The 17,724-nt window shown below is 69.8% G+C and carries 28 protein-coding genes; all 28 read right to left on the reverse strand.

The features are described 5' to 3' along the window. Positions 1 to 249: 249 nt before the first annotated feature. Positions 250 to 1,086, reverse strand: coding sequence for a type I methionyl aminopeptidase (gene map, locus GC157_05680; GenBank protein ID MBI1376959.1), 837 nt, complete (start codon positions 1,084 to 1,086; stop codon positions 250 to 252). A gap of 7 nt (positions 1,087 to 1,093) precedes the next feature. Next, positions 1,094 to 1,660 (reverse strand): adenylate kinase, encoded by a 567-nt coding sequence (locus tag GC157_05685; protein ID MBI1376960.1) that lies wholly within the window; start codon positions 1,658 to 1,660, stop codon positions 1,094 to 1,096. Continuing rightward, on the reverse strand, positions 1,657 to 2,952 hold the full coding sequence (gene secY / locus GC157_05690) for a preprotein translocase subunit SecY (GenBank protein ID MBI1376961.1): 1,296 nt from the start codon (positions 2,950 to 2,952) through the stop codon (positions 1,657 to 1,659). Before secY ends, GC157_05685 begins: the two co-directional genes overlap by 4 nt. Before the next feature lie 199 nt (positions 2,953 to 3,151). Continuing rightward, complete coding sequence (locus GC157_05695) at positions 3,152 to 3,595, reverse strand: 50S ribosomal protein L15 (protein MBI1376962.1); 444 nt, start codon at positions 3,593 to 3,595, stop codon at positions 3,152 to 3,154. Between the two features lies 1 nt (position 3,596). Next, entirely contained in the window at positions 3,597 to 3,779 is a 183-nt protein-coding gene (gene rpmD, locus GC157_05700) for a 50S ribosomal protein L30 (GenBank protein MBI1376963.1), read from the reverse strand. Next, on the reverse strand, positions 3,779 to 4,384 hold the full coding sequence (locus tag GC157_05705) for a 30S ribosomal protein S5 (protein ID MBI1376964.1): 606 nt from the start codon (positions 4,382 to 4,384) through the stop codon (positions 3,779 to 3,781). Before GC157_05705 ends, rpmD begins: the two co-directional genes overlap by 1 nt. Before the next feature lie 32 nt (positions 4,385 to 4,416). Then, positions 4,417 to 4,797 (reverse strand): 50S ribosomal protein L18, encoded by a 381-nt coding sequence (locus tag GC157_05710; protein MBI1376965.1) that lies wholly within the window; start codon positions 4,795 to 4,797, stop codon positions 4,417 to 4,419. Between the two features lie 3 nt (positions 4,798 to 4,800). Further along, on the reverse strand, positions 4,801 to 5,340 hold the full coding sequence (locus GC157_05715; protein MBI1376966.1) for a 50S ribosomal protein L6: 540 nt from the start codon (positions 5,338 to 5,340) through the stop codon (positions 4,801 to 4,803). Between the two features lie 17 nt (positions 5,341 to 5,357). Beyond that, positions 5,358 to 5,756: a 30S ribosomal protein S8 gene (gene rpsH / locus GC157_05720; GenBank protein ID MBI1376967.1), complete on the reverse strand. Its 399-nt coding sequence runs from the start codon at positions 5,754 to 5,756 to the stop codon at positions 5,358 to 5,360. A 70-nt stretch (positions 5,757 to 5,826) separates the two neighbouring features. After that, a complete protein-coding gene (locus GC157_05725) occupies positions 5,827 to 6,012 on the reverse strand; it encodes a type Z 30S ribosomal protein S14 (protein ID MBI1376968.1) in 186 nt (61 codons plus the stop codon). Between the two features lie 2 nt (positions 6,013 to 6,014). Then, positions 6,015 to 6,584 (reverse strand): 50S ribosomal protein L5, encoded by a 570-nt coding sequence (gene rplE / locus GC157_05730; protein MBI1376969.1) that lies wholly within the window; start codon positions 6,582 to 6,584, stop codon positions 6,015 to 6,017. Further along, entirely contained in the window at positions 6,584 to 6,937 is a 354-nt protein-coding gene (locus tag GC157_05735; GenBank protein MBI1376970.1) for a 50S ribosomal protein L24, read from the reverse strand. Before GC157_05735 ends, rplE begins: the two co-directional genes overlap by 1 nt. An 11-nt stretch (positions 6,938 to 6,948) precedes the next feature. Further along, a complete protein-coding gene (gene rplN / locus GC157_05740; protein MBI1376971.1) occupies positions 6,949 to 7,317 on the reverse strand; it encodes a 50S ribosomal protein L14 in 369 nt (122 codons plus the stop codon). 130 nt (positions 7,318 to 7,447) lie between these two features. Beyond that, positions 7,448 to 7,717, reverse strand: coding sequence for a 30S ribosomal protein S17 (gene rpsQ / locus GC157_05745; GenBank protein ID MBI1376972.1), 270 nt, complete (start codon positions 7,715 to 7,717; stop codon positions 7,448 to 7,450). Positions 7,718 to 7,737: 20 nt separating this feature from the next. After that, entirely contained in the window at positions 7,738 to 7,962 is a 225-nt protein-coding gene (locus GC157_05750) for a 50S ribosomal protein L29 (GenBank protein MBI1376973.1), read from the reverse strand. After that, complete coding sequence (rplP, locus tag GC157_05755) at positions 7,962 to 8,381, reverse strand: 50S ribosomal protein L16 (GenBank protein MBI1376974.1); 420 nt, start codon at positions 8,379 to 8,381, stop codon at positions 7,962 to 7,964. The genes GC157_05750 and rplP overlap by 1 nt, the downstream gene beginning before the upstream one ends. Before the next feature lie 3 nt (positions 8,382 to 8,384). Next, on the reverse strand, positions 8,385 to 9,245 hold the full coding sequence (rpsC, locus tag GC157_05760; GenBank protein ID MBI1376975.1) for a 30S ribosomal protein S3: 861 nt from the start codon (positions 9,243 to 9,245) through the stop codon (positions 8,385 to 8,387). Positions 9,246 to 9,252: 7 nt separating this feature from the next. Then, complete coding sequence (locus GC157_05765; GenBank protein MBI1376976.1) at positions 9,253 to 9,618, reverse strand: 50S ribosomal protein L22; 366 nt, start codon at positions 9,616 to 9,618, stop codon at positions 9,253 to 9,255. Between the two features lie 122 nt (positions 9,619 to 9,740). Further along, positions 9,741 to 10,022 (reverse strand): 30S ribosomal protein S19, encoded by a 282-nt coding sequence (rpsS, locus tag GC157_05770; protein ID MBI1376977.1) that lies wholly within the window; start codon positions 10,020 to 10,022, stop codon positions 9,741 to 9,743. A 9-nt stretch (positions 10,023 to 10,031) separates the two neighbouring features. Next, positions 10,032 to 10,868, reverse strand: a complete 837-nt coding sequence (gene rplB / locus GC157_05775; GenBank protein MBI1376978.1) for a 50S ribosomal protein L2 — start codon at positions 10,866 to 10,868, stop codon at positions 10,032 to 10,034. Positions 10,869 to 10,900: 32 nt separating this feature from the next. Next, positions 10,901 to 11,200 carry a 50S ribosomal protein L23 gene (locus GC157_05780; GenBank protein MBI1376979.1) on the reverse strand — a complete coding sequence of 100 codons (300 nt, stop codon included), beginning with the start codon at positions 11,198 to 11,200 and terminating at the stop codon, positions 10,901 to 10,903. After that, on the reverse strand, positions 11,197 to 11,919 hold the full coding sequence (gene rplD, locus GC157_05785; protein MBI1376980.1) for a 50S ribosomal protein L4: 723 nt from the start codon (positions 11,917 to 11,919) through the stop codon (positions 11,197 to 11,199). Before rplD ends, GC157_05780 begins: the two co-directional genes overlap by 4 nt. A 4-nt stretch (positions 11,920 to 11,923) precedes the next feature. Then, on the reverse strand, positions 11,924 to 12,568 hold the full coding sequence (locus GC157_05790) for a 50S ribosomal protein L3 (protein ID MBI1376981.1): 645 nt from the start codon (positions 12,566 to 12,568) through the stop codon (positions 11,924 to 11,926). Positions 12,569 to 12,582: 14 nt separating this feature from the next. Continuing rightward, positions 12,583 to 12,891 carry a 30S ribosomal protein S10 gene (rpsJ, locus tag GC157_05795; GenBank protein ID MBI1376982.1) on the reverse strand — a complete coding sequence of 103 codons (309 nt, stop codon included), beginning with the start codon at positions 12,889 to 12,891 and terminating at the stop codon, positions 12,583 to 12,585. Between the two features lie 133 nt (positions 12,892 to 13,024). Next, the gene (gene tuf / locus GC157_05800) at positions 13,025 to 14,218 is read right to left on the reverse strand and encodes an elongation factor Tu (protein ID MBI1376983.1); all 1,194 of its coding nucleotides are present in this window, start codon (positions 14,216 to 14,218) and stop codon (positions 13,025 to 13,027) included. Positions 14,219 to 14,361: 143 nt separating this feature from the next. Beyond that, positions 14,362 to 16,470, reverse strand: coding sequence for an elongation factor G (fusA, locus tag GC157_05805; protein MBI1376984.1), 2,109 nt, complete (start codon positions 16,468 to 16,470; stop codon positions 14,362 to 14,364). Between the two features lie 60 nt (positions 16,471 to 16,530). Continuing rightward, positions 16,531 to 17,001: a 30S ribosomal protein S7 gene (rpsG, locus tag GC157_05810; protein ID MBI1376985.1), complete on the reverse strand. Its 471-nt coding sequence runs from the start codon at positions 16,999 to 17,001 to the stop codon at positions 16,531 to 16,533. After that, positions 17,001 to 17,375 carry a 30S ribosomal protein S12 gene (locus GC157_05815; GenBank protein MBI1376986.1) on the reverse strand — a complete coding sequence of 125 codons (375 nt, stop codon included), beginning with the start codon at positions 17,373 to 17,375 and terminating at the stop codon, positions 17,001 to 17,003. The genes rpsG and GC157_05815 overlap by 1 nt, the downstream gene beginning before the upstream one ends. Positions 17,376 to 17,724 lie beyond the last annotated feature (349 nt).

The following is a 17,724-nucleotide window of genomic DNA, read 5'->3' on the forward strand; positions in this document are numbered from 1 at the left end:
GTCCGTATCGGCTGGGTTACCTTGCTGCTCCGCGGACCGCGCCAGGTCCACGCCGAGGCGGACCTGCGCAGCAGGCCCGGACACGAGCATGTCGGGACGCGACTCGATGAGCCGAGGGTCGAGTCTACGTCACATCGGCCGCCGGACGGTAATCCGGTGCCGCCGGCCCACCTCGGCGCCTCGCGGCGAGCATCGTCGCAGGTCAGCGACCCGACCCGCCCGCCGAGCGGAGCCCCGGCTCGGCCTGGCTCAGCCCCGGGCCGCGGCCGGGCTGGGCACGCCCAGCGCGGCGAAGCGCGCGGCGCCCCCGTCCAGGGCGGTGAGCACCCACGGGCCCTCGGGGGTGAGGGCCACGGTGTGCTCCCAGTGGCAGGCCCGCCGGCCGTCGGCGGTCACCACGGTCCATTCGTCGGCCAGCGTGCGCACCGCCCGCGACCCGGCGCAGACCATGGGCTCGACCGCGAGCGCCATGCCGGCCTCGAGGTGCAGGGTGCGTCCGGCCACCGGGTAGTTGGGCACGTTGGGCTCCATGTGCATCGACGTGCCGATGCCGTGCCCGACGTACTCCTCCACGATGCCGTACGCCGGGCCGCCGGGCGCCGCGCGCACGGAGGCCTCGACCGCGGTGCCGATGTCGTTGAGCCGCCCGCCCACGAGGGCGGCGGCCAGCCCCGCCCACAGGGCGTCCTCGGTCACGCGCGAGAGCTCGGCGTCCTCGGGGGCGACCTCGCCGACCCCCACGGTGATCGCGGCGTCGCCGTGCCAGCCCGACACGATCGCGCCGCAGTCGATCGACACCTGGTCGCCCGGCCGCAGCACCCGCTCGCCGGGGATGCCGTGGACGACCTCCTCGTTGACCGACGTGCAGATGCTCGCGGGGTAGCCGTGGTAGCCCAGGAACGACGGCACGGCGCCGGCGGCGCGGATGGCCTTCTCGGCGATCACGTCGAGCTCGCCCGTGGTGATCCCCGGCTCGACCGAGTCGCGCAGCAGCTCGAGCGTGCGGGCGACCACGAGGCCCGCCTCGCGCATGAGGTCGATCTGCGCCGCGGTCTTGACCTCGACCCGCTCGCGGCGTCGGAACACGGGGACCTCAGACCCCGAGCGCGGCCAGCACGCGCGTGGTCACCTCGTCGACCGTGCCCATCCCGTCGACGGCGACGAGCAGGCCCTGCTCGGCGTACACGCGGGTCAGCGGCGCGGTCTGCTCGGCGTAGACCTCCTGCCGGCGGCGCACGACGTCCTCGGTGTCGTCGCTGCGGCCCTGCTCGGCGGCCCGCTTCACCAGCCGGGCGACGACCTCGTCGGTGTCGACGGTGAGCTCGACGACGTGGTCGAGCTTGGTGCCCTGCTCGGCCAGCATGGCGGCCAGCTCGTCGACCTGCGCCACCGTGCGGGGGTACCCGTCGAGCAGGAACCCGGCCGCGGCGTCGGGCTGGGCCAGGCGGTCGCGCACCATCGCGTTGGTGACCGAGTCCGGCACGTACTCGCCGGCGTCCATGTAGCGCTGCGCCTCGAGGCCCAGCGGGGTCCCGCCGGCGACGTTGGCCCGGAAGATGTCGCCGGTGGACACGTGCGGGATGCCCAGGCGCGCCGAGACGACCGCCGCCTGGGTGCCCTTGCCGGCACCCGGCGGACCCATGAGCACGACCCGTGTCATCGCAGGAAGCCCTCGTAGTTGCGCTGCTGGAGCTGGGACTCGATCTGCTTCACGGTATCGAGCCCGACGCCCACCATGATCAGCAGGCTCGTGCCGCCGAAGATGAAGCGCTGCTGGACGCCGATGAACGCGAACGCGATGAACGGGATGATCGCGATGATCGCGAGGTAGATCGACCCGGGCAGCGTGATGCGGGTGAGCACGTAGTCGAGGTACTCCGCCGTGGGCTTACCCGCCCGGATGCCGGGGACGAAGCCGCCGTACTGCTTCATGTTGTCGGCGACCTCGACCGGGTTGAACGTGATCGCGACGTAGAAGTAGGTGAAGAAGATGATCAGCAGGAAGTACGTGATCAGGTAGAGCGGCTCGTCACCGCGCTGGAAGTTCTGCGAGATCCACTGGGCCACGCTGCCCTGACTGCCGGACAGCTGCACGATGAGCTGCGGGACGTAGAGCAGCGACGAGGCGAAGATGACCGGGATGACGCCGGCCATGTTGACCTTGAGCGGGATGTAGGTGGACGTACCGCCGTACATCTTGCGGCCGACCATGCGCTTGGCGTACTGCACCGGGATGCGGCGCTGGGCCTGCTCGACGTAGATCACCGCGCCCACCGTGGCGATGCCGACGAGGAGCACCAGGCCGAGGGCGAAGGCGCCCTGCACAGCCTGGATCTGCCACAGCTGCCCGGGGAACGTCGAGATGATCGAGGTGAAGATCAGCAGCGACATGCCGTTGCCGACGCCGCGGTCGGTGATCAGCTCGCCCAGCCACATGATGACGCCGGTGCCGGCGGTCATCGTGAGGATCATCGTGAGCACGAGGGTGATCGACTGGTTGTGCAGCAGGTCCTCGTTGCAGCCCTGGAAGAGCCGGCCGGGCACGCGCGCCAGCGCGACGATGCCGGTGGACTGGAGCACGGCGAGGCCGATGGTGAGGTAGCGCGTGTACTGCGTGAGGGTGGCCTGGCCGGCCTGGCCCTCGCGCCGCAGCGACTCCAGGCGCGGGATCACCACGGTGAGCAGCTGGATGATGATGCTCGCGGTGATGTAGGGCATGATCCCCAGCGCGAACACCGACAGCTGCAGCAGCGCGCCGCCGCTGAACAGGTTGATCAGGCCGTAGATCGAGTTGTCCTGCACCTGGGCGATGCAGTTCTGGATCGCCACGTAGTTCACACCCGGGGTCGGGATCACCGAGCCGAGGCGGAAGAGCGCCACGATGCCCAGGGTGAACAGCAGCTTCGTGCGCAGGTCCGGCGTGCGGAACGCCGACGCGAACGCGGAAAGCACAACCCCTCCAGGTGGACGCCAGGGTCGGCGTCCGGTGCGACAGGGCCCGTGGCGGGTGCCGCGGGCACGGGTGCCCAGCGCGGCAGGCACCGCCACGCTGGGCCGAGACTAACAGCCGAAGCACGAGGGGCGTCCCCCGGCGCCGTGGCGAGACGACGCCGGCGAACGCCCCTCGGGGACCTCGCAGGCCGGCCGGCGGTCAGCCCAGCTCGGTGACCGAGCCGCCGGCGGCGGTGATCTTGGACTTCGCGGCCTCGGAGAACGCGTGCGCGCTCACCTCGACCTTCACCGCGATGTCGCCGTTGCCGAGCACCTTGACCGGCTGGTTCTTGCGGACGGCGCCCGCCGCCACGAGCTCGGCCACGCCGACCGTGCCCCCCTCGGGGAACAGGGCGGCGAGCTGGGCCACGTTGACGACCTGGAACTCGACCTTGTTGTTGTTCTTGAAGCCCTTGAGCTTGGGCAGCCGCATGTGCAGCGGCATCTGGCCGCCCTCGAAGGACGCCGGCACCTGGTAGCGGGCCTTGGTGCCCTTCGTGCCGCGACCGGCCGTCTTGCCCTTGCTGGCCTCACCGCGACCCACACGGGTCTTCTCGGTCTTGGCGCCCGGGGCGGGGCGCAGGTGGTGGACCTTGAGCGTCATGTCAGTCGACCTCCTCGACCTTGACGAGGTGCGACACGGTGCTGACCATCCCGCGGATCTCGGGACGGTCCTCCTTCACCACGACGTCACCGATGCGCTTGAGACCGAGCGTGCGCAGCGTGTCGCGCTGGTTCTGCTTGCCGCCGATCCCGGAACGGAGCTGCGTGACCTTGAGCCGACCCATCACGCACCGACCCCCGCCGCGCGGGCGCGCAGCATGGCCGCCGGGGCGACGTCCTCGAGGGCCAGGCCGCGGCGCGCCGCGACGGCCTCGGGACGCTCGAGGCCCTTGAGGGCCGCGACCGTCGCGTGGACGACGTTGATGGCGTTGTCGGACCCGAGCGACTTGCTCAGCACGTCGTGGATCCCGGCGCACTCGAGCACGGCGCGCACCGGGCCGCCGGCGATGACGCCGGTACCGGGAGCGGCCGGACGCAGCAGGACGACGCCCGCCGCGGCCTCCCCGGTGACGGGGTGCGGGATCGTGCCCTGGATGCGGGGGACCTTGAAGAAGCTCTTCTTGGCCTCCTCGACGCCCTTGGCGATCGCCGCGGGCACCTCCTTGGCCTTGCCGTACCCGACACCCACGGTGCCCTCGCCGTCCCCGACCACCACGAGGGCGGTGAAGCTGAAGCGACGGCCGCCCTTGACGACCTTGGCCACGCGGTTGATCGCGACGACGCGCTCGACGTAGGCGGACTTCTCCGCCGCGGGACCCTTGCCGTCGCGACGGTCGCGTCCACGCTCGTTGCCGCCGGCGCCGCCTCCGCGGCGCTGGGCTGCAGCCATGACTACCTCTTCCTTCGATTCCGTCGTTCGCGTCAGAACGCGAGGCCGCCCTCGCGGGCGCCTTCGGCCAGGGCCGCGACGCGGCCGTGGTACTTGTTGCCGCCGCGGTCGAACACGACGGCCTCGACACCCGCGGACTTGGCGCGCTCGGCGACGAGCTCGCCCACCTTGCGGGCCTTGGCGCTCTTGTCGCCCTCGAACGTGCGCAGGTCGGCCTCCATCGTGGACGCCGAGGCGATCGTGGCGCCGACGGTGTCGTCGACCACCTGAACGAACAGGTGCCGCGCGGAGCGGGACACGACCAGGCGCGGACGCGCGGCGGTGCCGGTGACCTTCTTGCGGACCCGGGTGTGGCGGCGCTTGCGCGCGACCGTCTTCTGGTTGCCCGAGCCGAGCTTGGTGACGATGGACATGGCTTACTTGCCCGCCTTTCCGGCCTTGCGGCGGATGACCTCGCCGGCGTACCGCACGCCCTTGCCCTTGTAGGGGTCGGGCTTGCGCAGCTTGCGCAGCTTGGCGGCGACCTCGCCGACCTGCTGCTTGTCGATGCCGGCGACCGAGAACTTGGTGGGGCTCTCCACCGCGAAGGTGATCCCCTCGGGGGCCTTCACCAGGACCGGGTGGCTGTAGCCGAGGGCGAACTCGAGGTCGGCCCCCTTCGCCACGACGCGGTAGCCGGTGCCGGAGATCTCGAGGGCCTTGCTGTAGCCCTCGGTCACACCGGTGACCATGTTCGACACCAGGGTGCGGGTGAGCCCGTGCAGCGAGCGCGAGAGGCGCTCGTCGTCGGGCCGGGTCACCTCGAGGGTGCCGTCCTCGGCCTTGGCGACCGTGATGGGCTCGGCCACCTCGTGGCGGAGCGTGCCCTTGGGGCCCTTGACCGTGACCGTGGCGCCGTCGATGTCGACGGTGACGCCCGCGGGGACGGAGATGGGCATGCGTCCGATGCGCGACATGTCTGCTCTCCTTCCCGCTACCAGACGTAGGCGAGGACTTCCCCGCCCACGCCCTTCTTGGAGGCCTGCTTGTCGGTCAGCAGGCCCGACGACGTCGAGATGATGGCGACGCCGAGGCCGCCCAGCACGCGCGGCAGCGCCGTGCTCTTCGCGTACACGCGCAGACCAGGCTTGGACACGCGGCGGACGCCGGCGATCGAGCGCTCGCGGCTCGGGCCGAACTTCAGGTCGAGGGTCAGCGTCTTGCCGACCTCGGCGTCCTCGACGCGCCAGTCCGCGATGTAGCCCTCCTGCTTGAGGATCTCGGCGATGCCCGCCTTGATCTTCGAGTGGGGCATGGCCACGGTGTCGTGGTACGCCGTGTTGGCGTTGCGCAGACGCGTGAGCATGTCTGCGATGGGGTCGGTCATCGTCATGGCCGGGTGGCCTCTCTCACCGTGGTATCCGGCACGTACCTCGTGCCCGGACCTGCGGCGTCGTCGGGACTTACCAGGAGCTCTTGGTGATGCCGGGCAGCTCGCCGGCGTGGGCCATCTCGCGCAGGCAGATCCGGCACAGGCCGAACTTGCGGTAGACCGAGTGCGGCCGGCCGCAGCGGTTGCAGCGCGTGTAGGAGCGGACGGCGAACTTGGGCTTCTTGTTCGCCTTGTTGATCAGAGCGGTCTTCGCCACGGTCAGTTCTCCTTGAAGGGGAAGCCGAGGTGCTTCAGGAGCGCACGGCCCTCGTCGTCGGTGGACGCGGTGGTCACCACCGTGATGTCCATGCCGCGGACGCGGTCGATGGAGTCCTGGTCGATCTCGTGGAACATCGACTGCTCGTTGAGACCGAAGGTGTAGTTGCCGCGGCCGTCGAACTGCCGGGCGGACAGGCCGCGGAAGTCGCGGATGCGCGGGAGGGCGACCGACAGCAGCCGGTCGAGGAACTCCCACATCCGGTCGCCGCGCAGCGTCACGTGGGCGCCGATCGGCATGCCCTCGCGGAGCTTGAACTGGGCGATCGACTTGCGGGCCTTGGTCACCTGCGGCTTCTGGCCGGTGATCGAGGCGAGGTCGCGGATCGCGCCCTCGATGAGCTTGGAGTCGCGAGCGGCCTCGCCCACGCCCATGTTCACCACGATCTTGGTCAGGCCGGGCACCTGCATGACGTTGCCGAAGCCGAACTCCTCGCGCAGCGCGGGGACGATCTCCTCGCGGTAGCGGAGCTTGAGACGCGGCTGCGTCTTCTCCGGGGCGGTGGTCGTCATCAGATGTCCTTACCGGTGCGCTTGGAGACCCGGACGCTGCGCGTCGACTCGTACGACGTGCCGTCGGGGCGGTTCTTCGTCACGACCTCGCGGCGGTAGCCGACGCGGGTGGGACGGTCGTCGCTCGGGTCGACCAGCATCACGTTGGAGATGTGGATCGGCGCCTCCTGGGTGACGCTCCCGCCGGTCTTGGCCCCACGGGTCGACTGGCCGACCTTCGTGTGCTTCTTGATCTGGTTGACGCCCTCGACGAGGACACGGTCGGACTCGACGAGGACGGAGATGACCTTCCCCTTCTTGCCCTTGTCCTTGCCCGTGATGACCTGGACGAGGTCGCCCTTCTTGATGTGCAGGGACTTCATGGTCAGAGCACCTCCGGAGCCAGCGAGATGATCTTCATGAAGCGCTTCTCGCGCAGCTCGCGACCCACCGGGCCGAAGATGCGCGTCCCGCGGGGCTCGCCGTCGGCCTTGAGGATCACGGCGGCGTTCTCGTCGAAGCGGATGTAGGACCCGTCGAGGCGCCGGCGCTCCTTCTTGGTGCGCACGATGACCGCCTTGACGACGTCGCCCTTCTTCACGTTGCCACCGGGGATCGCGTCCTTGACGGTGGCGACGATGACGTCGCCGATTCCCGCGTAGCGCCGACCCGAGCCGCCGAGCACGCGGATGCAGAGGATCTCCTTGGCACCCGTGTTGTCGGCGACGCGCAGCCGCGACTCCTGCTGGATCACTTGTCTGTCTCCTGTTGTCGCGCCGGTTCTCGGTCGAGCGAGCCTGGCGGAACGGATGGGTGGTGCGGTCCCGCACGGGTGCCGGACCGGGTGAGTCTAGTCGGCCGTCCGGGGACGGCCAAAACTCGTGCTACTTGGCCTTCTCGAGGATCTCCACCACGCGCCAGCGCTTGGTCGCCGAGAGCGGCCGGGTCTCCATGAGGAGGACCTTGTCGCCCACGCCGGCGGCGTTGGCCTCGTCGTGCGCGTGCAGCTTGCTCGTGCGGCGCACGACCTTGCCGTACAGCGGGTGCTTGAAGCGGTCCTCGACAGCGACGACGACGGTCTTGTCCATCTTGTCGCTGACGACGTACCCCTCGCGGACCTTGCGGAACCCGCGCGTCGTGGTGGTCTCGGTCATCGCCTTCTCGCTCGTCTCGCTCATGCGGCACCCACCGGGGTGATGCCGAGCTCGCGCTCCCGCATGATCGTGTAGATGCGCGCGATGTCCGTGCGGACGGCGCGCAGTCGGCCGTGGCTCTCCAGCTGGCCGGTGGCCGCCTGGAAGCGCAGGTTGAACAGCTCGGCCTTCGCCTCGCGCAGCTTCTCGACGAGCTCGTCGTCGGTCAGGGCGCGCAGCTCGGCGGGCTTGGTCCCGGTCGCCATCAGATCTCACCCACCTCGCGCCGGACGATCCGGCACTTCATCGGGAGCTTGTGCGCCGCGCGGGTCAGGGCCTCGCGGGCGATGTGCTCGTTGGGGTAGGCCAGCTCGAACATGACGCGGCCCGGCTTGACGTTGGCCACCCACCACTCGGGCGAGCCCTTGCCCGAGCCCATGCGGGTCTCGGCGGGCTTCTTGGTGATCGGCCGGTCGGGGTAGATCGTGATCCACACCTTGCCGCCACGCTTGATGTGGCGGGTCATCGCGATACGGGCCGCCTCGATCTGGCGGTTGGTCACGTAGGCGGGCTCGAGCGCCTGCAGGCCCCACTCGCCCCAGGTGACCTCCGTGCCGCCCTTGGCACGGCCGTCACGCTCGGGGTGGTGCTGCTTGCGGTGCTTGACCCGGCGAGGGATCAGCATGGGTCAGGCCTCCGTTCCGGGGGTCTCGGCCGCGGCCGCCTCGACCACAGGGGCCTCGACGACAGGGGCCTCAGCGACAGGGGCCTCGGCGGCCGGCGCCTCGGCCGCGGGGGTCTCCGCGGCCGGGGCCTCGGCGGTGCGGCGGGCGCTCGGACGTGCCGGGCGCTCGCGGCGCGGTGCACCGAGGCGCTCGGCGGCGGCGGCGGCCTCGCGCTCGGTGCGCGACTGGCTCACCTCGCCCTTGTAGATCCACACCTTGACGCCGATGCGGCCGAACGTGGTGCGGGCCTCGTAGAAGCCGTAGTCGATGTTCGCGCGCAGCGTGTGCAGGGGCACGCGGCCCTCGCGGTAGAACTCGGTGCGGCTCATCTCCGCGCCGCCGAGGCGGCCGGACACCTGGACCCGGATCCCCTTGGCGCCACCCTTGAGGGCGGACTGCATCGACTTGCGCATCGCGCGGCGGAACGACACGCGGCTCGAGAGCTGCTCCGCGACGCCCTGGGCGACGAGCTGGGCGTCGATCTCGGGGTTCTTGACCTCGAGGATGTTGAGCTGCACCTGCTTGCCGGTGAGCTTCTCGAGGTCGCCGCGGATGCGGTCGGCCTCGGCGCCGCGGCGGCCGATCACGATGCCGGGACGCGCGGTGTGGATGTCGACGCGGACGCGCTCGCGCGTGCGCTCGATCTCCACCTTGCTGATGCCGGCCCGCTCCATGCCCTTGCCCATGAGGCGGCGGATCTTCACGTCCTCGTCGACGTAGTCGCGGTAGCGCTGACCGTCCTTGGACGAGTCGGCGAACCAGCGCGACTTGTAGTCGGTCGTGATGCCCAGACGGAAGCCGTACGGGTTGATCTTCTGGCCCACGGCCGGGTCACCCCTTCTTCGGCGTCGCGGTCGCGTCGGCGGTGACCGACTCGACGACGACAGTGATGTGGCTGGTGCGCTTGCGGATGCGGTAGGCACGACCCTGCGCGCGGGGGCGGAACCGCTTCAACGTCGGACCCTCGTCCACGTAGGCCTCGCGGACCACGAGGGTGTCGGGGTCGAGGTTGAGGTTGTTGGTCGCGTTGGCGATGGCGCTGTCAAGCACCTTGCCCACCGGCTCGCTCGCCGCCTGCGGCGCGTAGAGCAGGATCGCCTGCGCCTCCGCGGCCGGCAGGCCGCGGATCAGGTCGATGACGCGGCGTGCCTTCATGGGCGTGACACGCACGTAGCGCGCCTGGGCCCTGGCTTCCATCGCTGTCCCCTTGCTGGTCGTCGTACTCACGTCAGGTCTGTCTTCCGGTGCTCGGTGGCCGCGTCAGGTTCGACGTGGCTCGGGTGCGTCGGGCGCTCCCGGGCGCTCGCGCGCCCGGACCGCTACCTCCGCTTCGCCTTGCGGTCGTCCTTCACGTGGCCCCGGAAGGTGCGGGTCGGCGCGAACTCGCCGAGCTTGTGACCGATCATGTTCTCGGTCACGAAGACCGGGATGTGCTTGCGGCCGTCGTGCACCGCGATGGTGTGCCCGAGCATGTCCGGCACGATCATCGAGCGGCGCGACCAGGTCTTGATCACGTTGCGGGTGCCCTTGGTGTTCTGGTCGTCCACCTTCTTGGCGAGGTGGCCGTCCACGAACGGGCCCTTCTTCAGGCTGCGCGGCATGACGACCCCTTAGCGCTTCTTGCCGGTCTTGCGGCGGCGGACGATGAACTTGTCGCTGGCCTTGTTGGCCTTGCGGGTGCGGCCCTCGGGCTTGCCGTTGGGGTTGACCGGGTGGCGGCCGCCCGACGTCTTGCCCTCACCACCGCCGTGCGGGTGGTCGACCGGGTTCATGGCCACGCCGCGGACGGTCGGGCGCTTGCCCTTCCAGCGCATGCGGCCGGCCTTGCCCCAGTTGATGTTGCTCTGCTCGGCGTTGCCCACCTCGCCGATCGTCGCGCGGCAGCGCACGTCGACGTTGCGGATCTCGCCGGACGGCAGGCGCAGCTGGGCGTACGGGCCGTCCTTGGCGACGAGCTGCACGCTCGCACCGGCGGAGCGGGCCATCTTGGCGCCGCCGCCGGGGCGCAGCTCGACCGCGTGCACGACCGTGCCGACCGGGATGTTGCGCAGCGGCAGGTTGTTGCCCGGCTTGATGTCGGCCGACGGGCCGGTCTCGACGACGTCCCCCTGCGACAGGCGGTTGGGCGCCACGATGTAGCGCTTCTCGCCGTCCGCGTAGTGCAGCAGCGCGATGCGCGCCGTGCGGTTGGGGTCGTACTCGATGTGGGCCACCTTCGCCGGCACGCCGTCCTTGTCGGCACGACGGAAGTCGATGACGCGGTAGGCGCGCTTGTGCCCACCACCCTGGTGGCGGGTGGTGATGCGGCCCTGGTTGTTGCGGCCGCCCTTCTTCGGGAGCGGACGAACGAGCGACTTCTCCGGCGTCGACCGCGTGATCTCGACGAAGTCGGCCACGCTCGAGCCACGACGGCCCGGAGTGGTCGGCTTGTACTTGCGGATACCCATCGGGTTTCTCTTCCTCGTCGGTAGCGGGCCGGTCAGGAGACCGGGCCGCCGAAGATGTCGATGCGGTCGCCGTCGGCCAGGGAGACGATGGCGCGCTTGGTGTTCGCCCGCTTGCCGAAGCCGAAGCGCGTCCTCGTGACCTTGCCCTGACGGTTGATCGTGTTCACCCCGGTCACCCGGACGCCGAACACCTGCTCGACCGCGATCTTGATCTCGGTCTTGTTGGCGTCCGGACGCACGATGAACGTGTACTTGTTCTCGTCGAGGAGCCCGTAGCTCTTCTCCGAGATCACAGGCGCGAGCAGGATGTCGCGCGGGTCGCTGATCCTCACAGCGCAGCCTCCGGCTCGGTGGTGGCGGCCTCGGACTCGGTCGCGACGGCCTTGGCACCCTTGCCGGTGGCGGGACCGGCGACGAACGCGTCGAGCGCGCCCTGGGTGAAGATGACGTCGTCGCTCACCAGCACGTCGTAGGTGTTGAGCTGGTCGACGACGAGCAGGTGCACGCTGGGCACGTTGCGCAGCGAGAGCCACGAGACCTCGTCGTCGCGCTCGACGACCACGAGGAGGTTGCGGCGGTCGCTGATCGCCTGGAGCGTCGCGATCGCGGCCTTGGTCGACGGCGTCTCGCCCTCGACGATCGCGCTCACGACGTGCAGGCGGCCGTTGCGCGCCCGGTCCGAGAGAGCACCGCGCAGGGCGGCGGCCTTCATCTTCTTGGGGGTGCGCTGGGCGTAGTCGCGCGGCACCGGGCCGTGGACCGTGCCACCGCCGGCGAACTGCGGCGCGCGGGTCGAACCCTGGCGGGCGCGACCGGTGCCCTTCTGCTTGTACGGCTTCTTGCCGCCACCGCGGACCTCGCCGCGGGTCTTGGCCTTGTGCGTGCCCTGACGGGCCGCGGCCAGCTGCGCGACGACCACCTGGTGGATGAGCGGCACGTTGACCTGCACGCCGAACACCGCGGCGGGCAGCTCGACCGTGCCGGCCACCTCGCCCGCGGGCGTGCGCACGTCGACGGAGGTGACCTCGAGGGTCTCGGTCTGGGCGGTCATGGCGTCAGGCCCCCTTCGCCGCGGTGCGGACGAGGACGAGGCCGCCCTTGGGGCCCGGCACGGCGCCCTTGATGAGCAGCAGGCCGTTCTCGGCGTCGATCGCGTGGATGGTGAGGTTCTGCGTGGTCTGGCGGGCGACGCCCATGCGACCGGACATCCGCATGCCCTTGAACACGCGGCCGGGCGTGGCGCAGCCGCCGATCGAGCCCGGCTTGCGGTGGTTGCGGTGCGCACCGTGGGAGGCGGACACGCCGGCGAAGCCGTGACGCTTCATGACACCGGCGTAGCCCTTGCCCTTGGTGGTGCCGACGACGTCGACCTCCTGGCCGGCCTCGAACAGCTCGACCGCGAGCTCCTGGCCGACGGCGTACTCGGACGCGTCGTCGGTGCGCAGCTCGACCAGGTGGCGACGCGGCGTGACGCCCGCCTTGGCGAAGTGGCCCGTGGCGGGCTTGTTCACCTTGCGCGGGTCGATCGCGCCGAACGCGATCTGGACGGAGCTGTAGCCGTCCGTCTCGGGGGACTTGACCTGGGTGCCGACGCACGGGCCGGCCTTGACCACGGTCACGGGGACGACACGGTTGTTGTCGTCCCAGACCTGGGTCATGCCGAGCTTCTCGCCCAGCAACCCCTTCATCTGCTTGCTCATGGTGGCTGCGTTCCTCAGAGCTTGATCTCGATGTCGACACCGGCCGGGAGGTCGAGCCGCATGAGCGAGTCGACGGTCTTCGGCGTGGGGTCGAGGATGTCGATGAGGCGCTTGTGGGTGCGCATCTCGAAGTGCTCGCGGCTGTCCTTGTACTTGTGCGGCGAGCGGATGACGCAGTAGACGTTCTTCTCCGTCGGCAGCGGCACCGGGCCCGCGACCTGAGCGCCCGTGCGGGTCACCGTCTCGACGATCTTGCGCGCCGAGCTGTCGATGACCTCGTGGTCGTAGGCCTTGAGCCGGATGCGGATCTTCTGTCCCGCCATGGTGGCTTCGGTGTCCTTCTCGTTCGTGTGCCGCTGGGAGGGGCCGACCGTCGGGGCGGCCCCGGTGGGGTCGCGGTCGGGCGGAGCCGTGTGCGGTCCGCCCGACCGCGACCACCGAGGTGGTGCGGTGTGACTACTTGATGATCTTCGTGACCCGGCCCGCACCGACGGTGCGGCCGCCCTCGCGGATGGCGAAGCGGAGACCGTCCTCCATCGCGATGGGCTGGATCAGGTCGACCTTCATCTCGGTGTTGTCGCCCGGCATGACCATCTCGGTGCCCTCGGGGAGGGTCACGACGCCGGTCACGTCCGTGGTGCGGAAGTAGAACTGCGGGCGGTAGTTGTTGAAGAACGGCGTGTGGCGGCCGCCCTCGTCCTTGCTCAGGATGTAGACCTGCGCCTCGAACTCGGTGTGCGGGGTGACCGAGCCCGGCTTGCAGAGCACCTGGCCGCGCTCCACGTCGTCGCGCTTGGTGCCGCGCAGGAGCAGGCCGACGTTCTCGCCCGCCTGGCCCTCGTCGAGCAGCTTGCGGAACATCTCGACGCCGGTGACGGTCGTCTTCGTGGTCTCCGGACGGATGCCGACGATCTCGACCTCCTCGTTGACCTTGATGATGCCGCGCTCGATACGACCGGTGACGACGGTGCCGCGACCGGTGATCGTGAAGACGTCCTCGACCGGCATGAGGAACGGCTTGTCGGTCTCGCGCTCCGGGGTCGGGATGTACTCGTCGACGGCCTTCATGAGCTCGAGGATCGACTCGGCCCACTTGGCGTCGCCGTTGAGCGCCGGGAAGGCGGCCACGCGGACGACCGGGATGTCGTCGCCGGGGAACTCGTAGGTCGAGAGCAGCTCGCGCACCTCGAGCTCGACGAGCTCGAGGATCTCCTCGTCGTCGACCATGTCGCACTTGTTGAGCGCGACGACGAGCGAGGGCACGCCCACCTGGCGGGCCAGGAGCACGTGCTCCTTGGTCTGCGGCATGGGGCCGTCGGTGGCGGCGACCACGAGGATCGCGCCGTCCATCTGGGCCGCGCCGGTGATCATGTTCTTGATGTAGTCGGCGTGACCGGGGCAGTCGACGTGCGCGTAGTGGCGCGCCTCGGTCTGGTACTCGACGTGCGCGATCGAGATGGTGATGCCGCGCTGACGCTCCTCGGGAGCCTTGTCGATCTGGTCGAACGGCGTGAACGGGTTCACGTCCGGGTAGGCGTCGTGCAGCACCTTGGTGATCGCCGCGGTCAGCGTCGTCTTGCCGTGGTCGATGTGACCGATGGTGCCGATGTTGACGTGCGGCTTGGTCCGCTCGAACTTCGCCTTCGCCACGGTGTCCTCCTGTGGACATTGCGGATGGTTACGCCGTACGACGTAGGTCCTGATGGATCGGGTCTGGGTCGTGCTGGTCGTGCGGTCGTGCCTCGGGCTCTCTCACGCTCTGGCGATCGATCACCCCGGTGCGGGAGGTCGGGCTATTCGCCCCGCGCCTTCGCGATGATCTCGGTCGCCACGTTCGTGGGAACCTGGGCGTACGAGTCGAACTGCATGGAGTAGCTCGCCCGGCCCTGCGTCTTGCTCCGGAGGTCTCCGACGTAGCCGAACATCTCCGACAGGGGAACGAGGGCCTTCACGACGCGCGCGCCGGCCCGCTCGTCCATGGCCTGGATCTGGCCACGACGAGAGTTGAGGTCGCCGATCACGTCGCCCATGAAGTCCTCAGGGGTCGTGACCTCGACGGACATCATCGGCTCGAGGAGCACGGGGCCGGCCTTGCGCGCGGCCTCCTTGAACGCCATCGACCCGGCGATCTTGAACGCGAGCTCCGAGGAGTCGACGTCGTGGTAGGCGCCGTCCTGCAGCGTCACCTTGATGTCGACCATCGGGTAGCCGGCCAGGACGCCGTTCTCCATGGCCTCCTGGCAGCCGGCGTCGACGGAGGGGATGTACTCGCGGGGGATGCGGCCACCGGTGACGGCGTTGACGAACTCGTAGCCGCCCTCGCCCTCGGCGTCGCCGGAGGCGGGCTCGACCGTGATCTGCACCTTCGCGAACTGGCCGGACCCACCGGTCTGCTTCTTGTGGGTGTAGTCGACCTTCTCGACCCGCTTGGTGATGGTCTCGCGGTAGGCGACCTGCGGCTTGCCGACGTTGGCCTCGACCTTGAACTCGCGGCGCATGCGGTCGACGAGCACCTCGAGGTGCAGCTCGCCCATGCCGGAGATGACGGTCTGGCCGGTCTCCTCGTCGGTGCGGACCTGGAAGGTCGGGTCCTCGTCCGAGAGGCGCTGGATCGCGGTGCCCAGCTTCTCCTGGTCGCTCTTGGTCTTCGGCTCGATCGCGACGTGGATGACCGGGGCCGGGAAGTTCATCGACTCCAGCACGACCGGCGACTTGTCGTCGCACAGCGTCTCGCCGGTGGTGGTGTCCTTGAGACCCATGACGGCGACGATGTCGCCCGCGCCCACGCTCGAGATCTCCTCGCGCTTGTTCGCGTGCATCCGGTAGATCTTGCCGATGCGCTCCTTGCGGCCCTTGACCGAGTTGAGCACCTGCGTGCCGGCCTCGAGGACGCCGGAGTAGACGCGGATGTAGGTCAGCTTGCCGAGGTGCGGGTCGGTCATGATCTTGAACGCGAGGGCCGAGAACGGCTCCTCGTTGCTCGGCTTGCGCGCGATGACCGTGTCCTCGTCGCCGACCTTGTGGCCCTCGATCTCGGCCACGTCGAGCGGGCTCGGGAGGTAGGCCACGACGGCGTCGAGCATGGGCTGCACGCCCTTGTTCTTGAACGCCGAGCCGGTGAGCACCGGGGTGAGCTTGCCGGCGATGGTCGCCCGGCGGATGGCGGCGTGGAGCTCGGCCTCGGTGGGCTCCTGGCCCTCGAGGTACTTCTCCATCATGTCGTCGTCGGCCTCGGCGATGGTCTCGAGGAGACGGTCGCGCCACTCCTGGGCAGCCTCGGTGTGGGTCGCCGGGATGTCCTCGACCGCGTAGTCCTCGCCCTTCTGGGTGTCCTCGGGCCACACCAGGGCCTTCATGCGGACCAGGTCGACGACGCCGCGGAAGGCGGCCTCGGCGCCGATGGGGATCTGGAGCACCAGCGGGGTCGCGTTCAGGCGCGAGACGATCATGTCCACGCAGCGGTGGAACTCCGCGCCCGTGCGGTCGAGCTTGTTGACGAAGCAGATGCGCGGGACGTTGTAGCGGTCGGCCTGGCGCCACACCGTCTCGGACTGCGGCTCGACGCCGGCGACGCCGTCGAACACCGCGACCGCGCCGTCGAGGACGCGCAGCGAGCGCTCCACCTCGACGGTGAAGTCGACGTGGCCGGGGGTGTCGATGATGTTGATCGTGGTGCCGTTCCAGGTGCAGGTCGTCGCGGCGGACGTGATCGTGATGCCGCGCTCCTGCTCCTGCTCCATCCAGTCCATGGTGGCGGCGCCGTCGTGGACCTCACCGATCTTGTAGTTGATCCCGGTGTAGAACAGGATCCGCTCGGTGGTCGTGGTCTTGCCCGCGTCGATGTGCGCCATGATCCCGATGTTGCGGACCTTGGCGAGGTCGAGGGCGGTGTCGGTCGACACGTCTGACTCCGAATCCAGGGGTGGAAGGCGGGTGGTTCTGGGGGGAAGGGCCGGCGCGGACTACCAGCGGTAGTGCGCGAACGCCTTGTTCGACTCGGCCATCTTGTGCATGTCCTCGCGGCGCTTGACGCTGGCGCCGAGGCCGTTGCTGGCGTCGAGGATCTCGTTCATGAGGCGCTCGGTCATGGTCTTCTCGCGGCGCTGGCGCGAGAAGGTGACCAGCCAGCGCAGCGACAGGGTCGTGGCGCGGTTGGGCTTGACCTCGATCGGCACCTGGTAGGTCGCACCGCCGACGCGGCGGCTCTTGACCTCGAGGGTGGGCTTGATGTTGTCCATGGCGCGCTTGAGCGTCACGACCGGGTCGGTGCCGGTCTTCTCGCGGCAGCCCTCGAGGGCGCCGTAGACGATGCGCTCCGCGGTGGACTTCTTGCCGTCGAGCAGGACCTTGTTGATGAGCTGCGAGACCAGCGGCGAGCCGTAGACGGGGTCGATGACGACCGGGCGCTTGGGAGCGGGACCCTTGCGAGGCATCAGCTCTTCTCCTTCTTCGCGCCGTAGCGGCTGCGAGCCTGCTTGCGGTTCTTCACGCCCTGGGTGTCGAGGGCACCGCGGATGATCTTGTAGCGGACGCCGGGGAGGTCCTTCACACGGCCGCCGCGCACGAGCACGATCGAGTGCTCCTGCAGGTTGTGGCCGACGCCGGGGATGTACGCCGTGACCTCGATGCCGCTGGTGAGGCGGACGCGGGCCACCTTGCGCAGCGCCGAGTTCGGCTTCTTCGGGGTCGTCGTGTAGACGCGCGTGCACACGCCGCGGCGCTGCGGGCTGCCCTTGAGCGCGGGCGTCTTGTTCTTCGCGATCTTGTCCTGCCGGCCCTTGCGGACCAGCTGCTGGATCGTGGGCACTCACGTCTCCGTTGGTTCGTGTGCGGCGTTCTCGTGGCGGTGCTGGTCGGTGGCGGTCACCCGCCTCCGCGTGACCGGGTCGACGCGGGTGCCTCCGACCCCCGCGGCCGGGCGTGTCGCACTCTGCCCAGCCGGGCAGGACGCCGTTCCCCGATGTGGAGGTCTGTGCGCGTGCGGGGCTCCCCGCGAGAGGGGCTCGAGCACAGGCGCAGGCACCCGGGACGCGCCCAGGCACAGGGAGAGACTCTACCCAGGGCGGTCGACCCCGGTCAAAACGCGGCCCGGCGCCCCGGGCCGGCGGCGGCATGACCCTCGTCACGCCGCGGGCCGCGACCCGGGTCGTCCGTTA

The organism is Frankiales bacterium (genome assembly GCA_016125335.1).
Taxonomy (GTDB): domain Bacteria; phylum Actinomycetota; class Actinomycetes; order S36-B12; family CAIYMF01; genus Longivirga.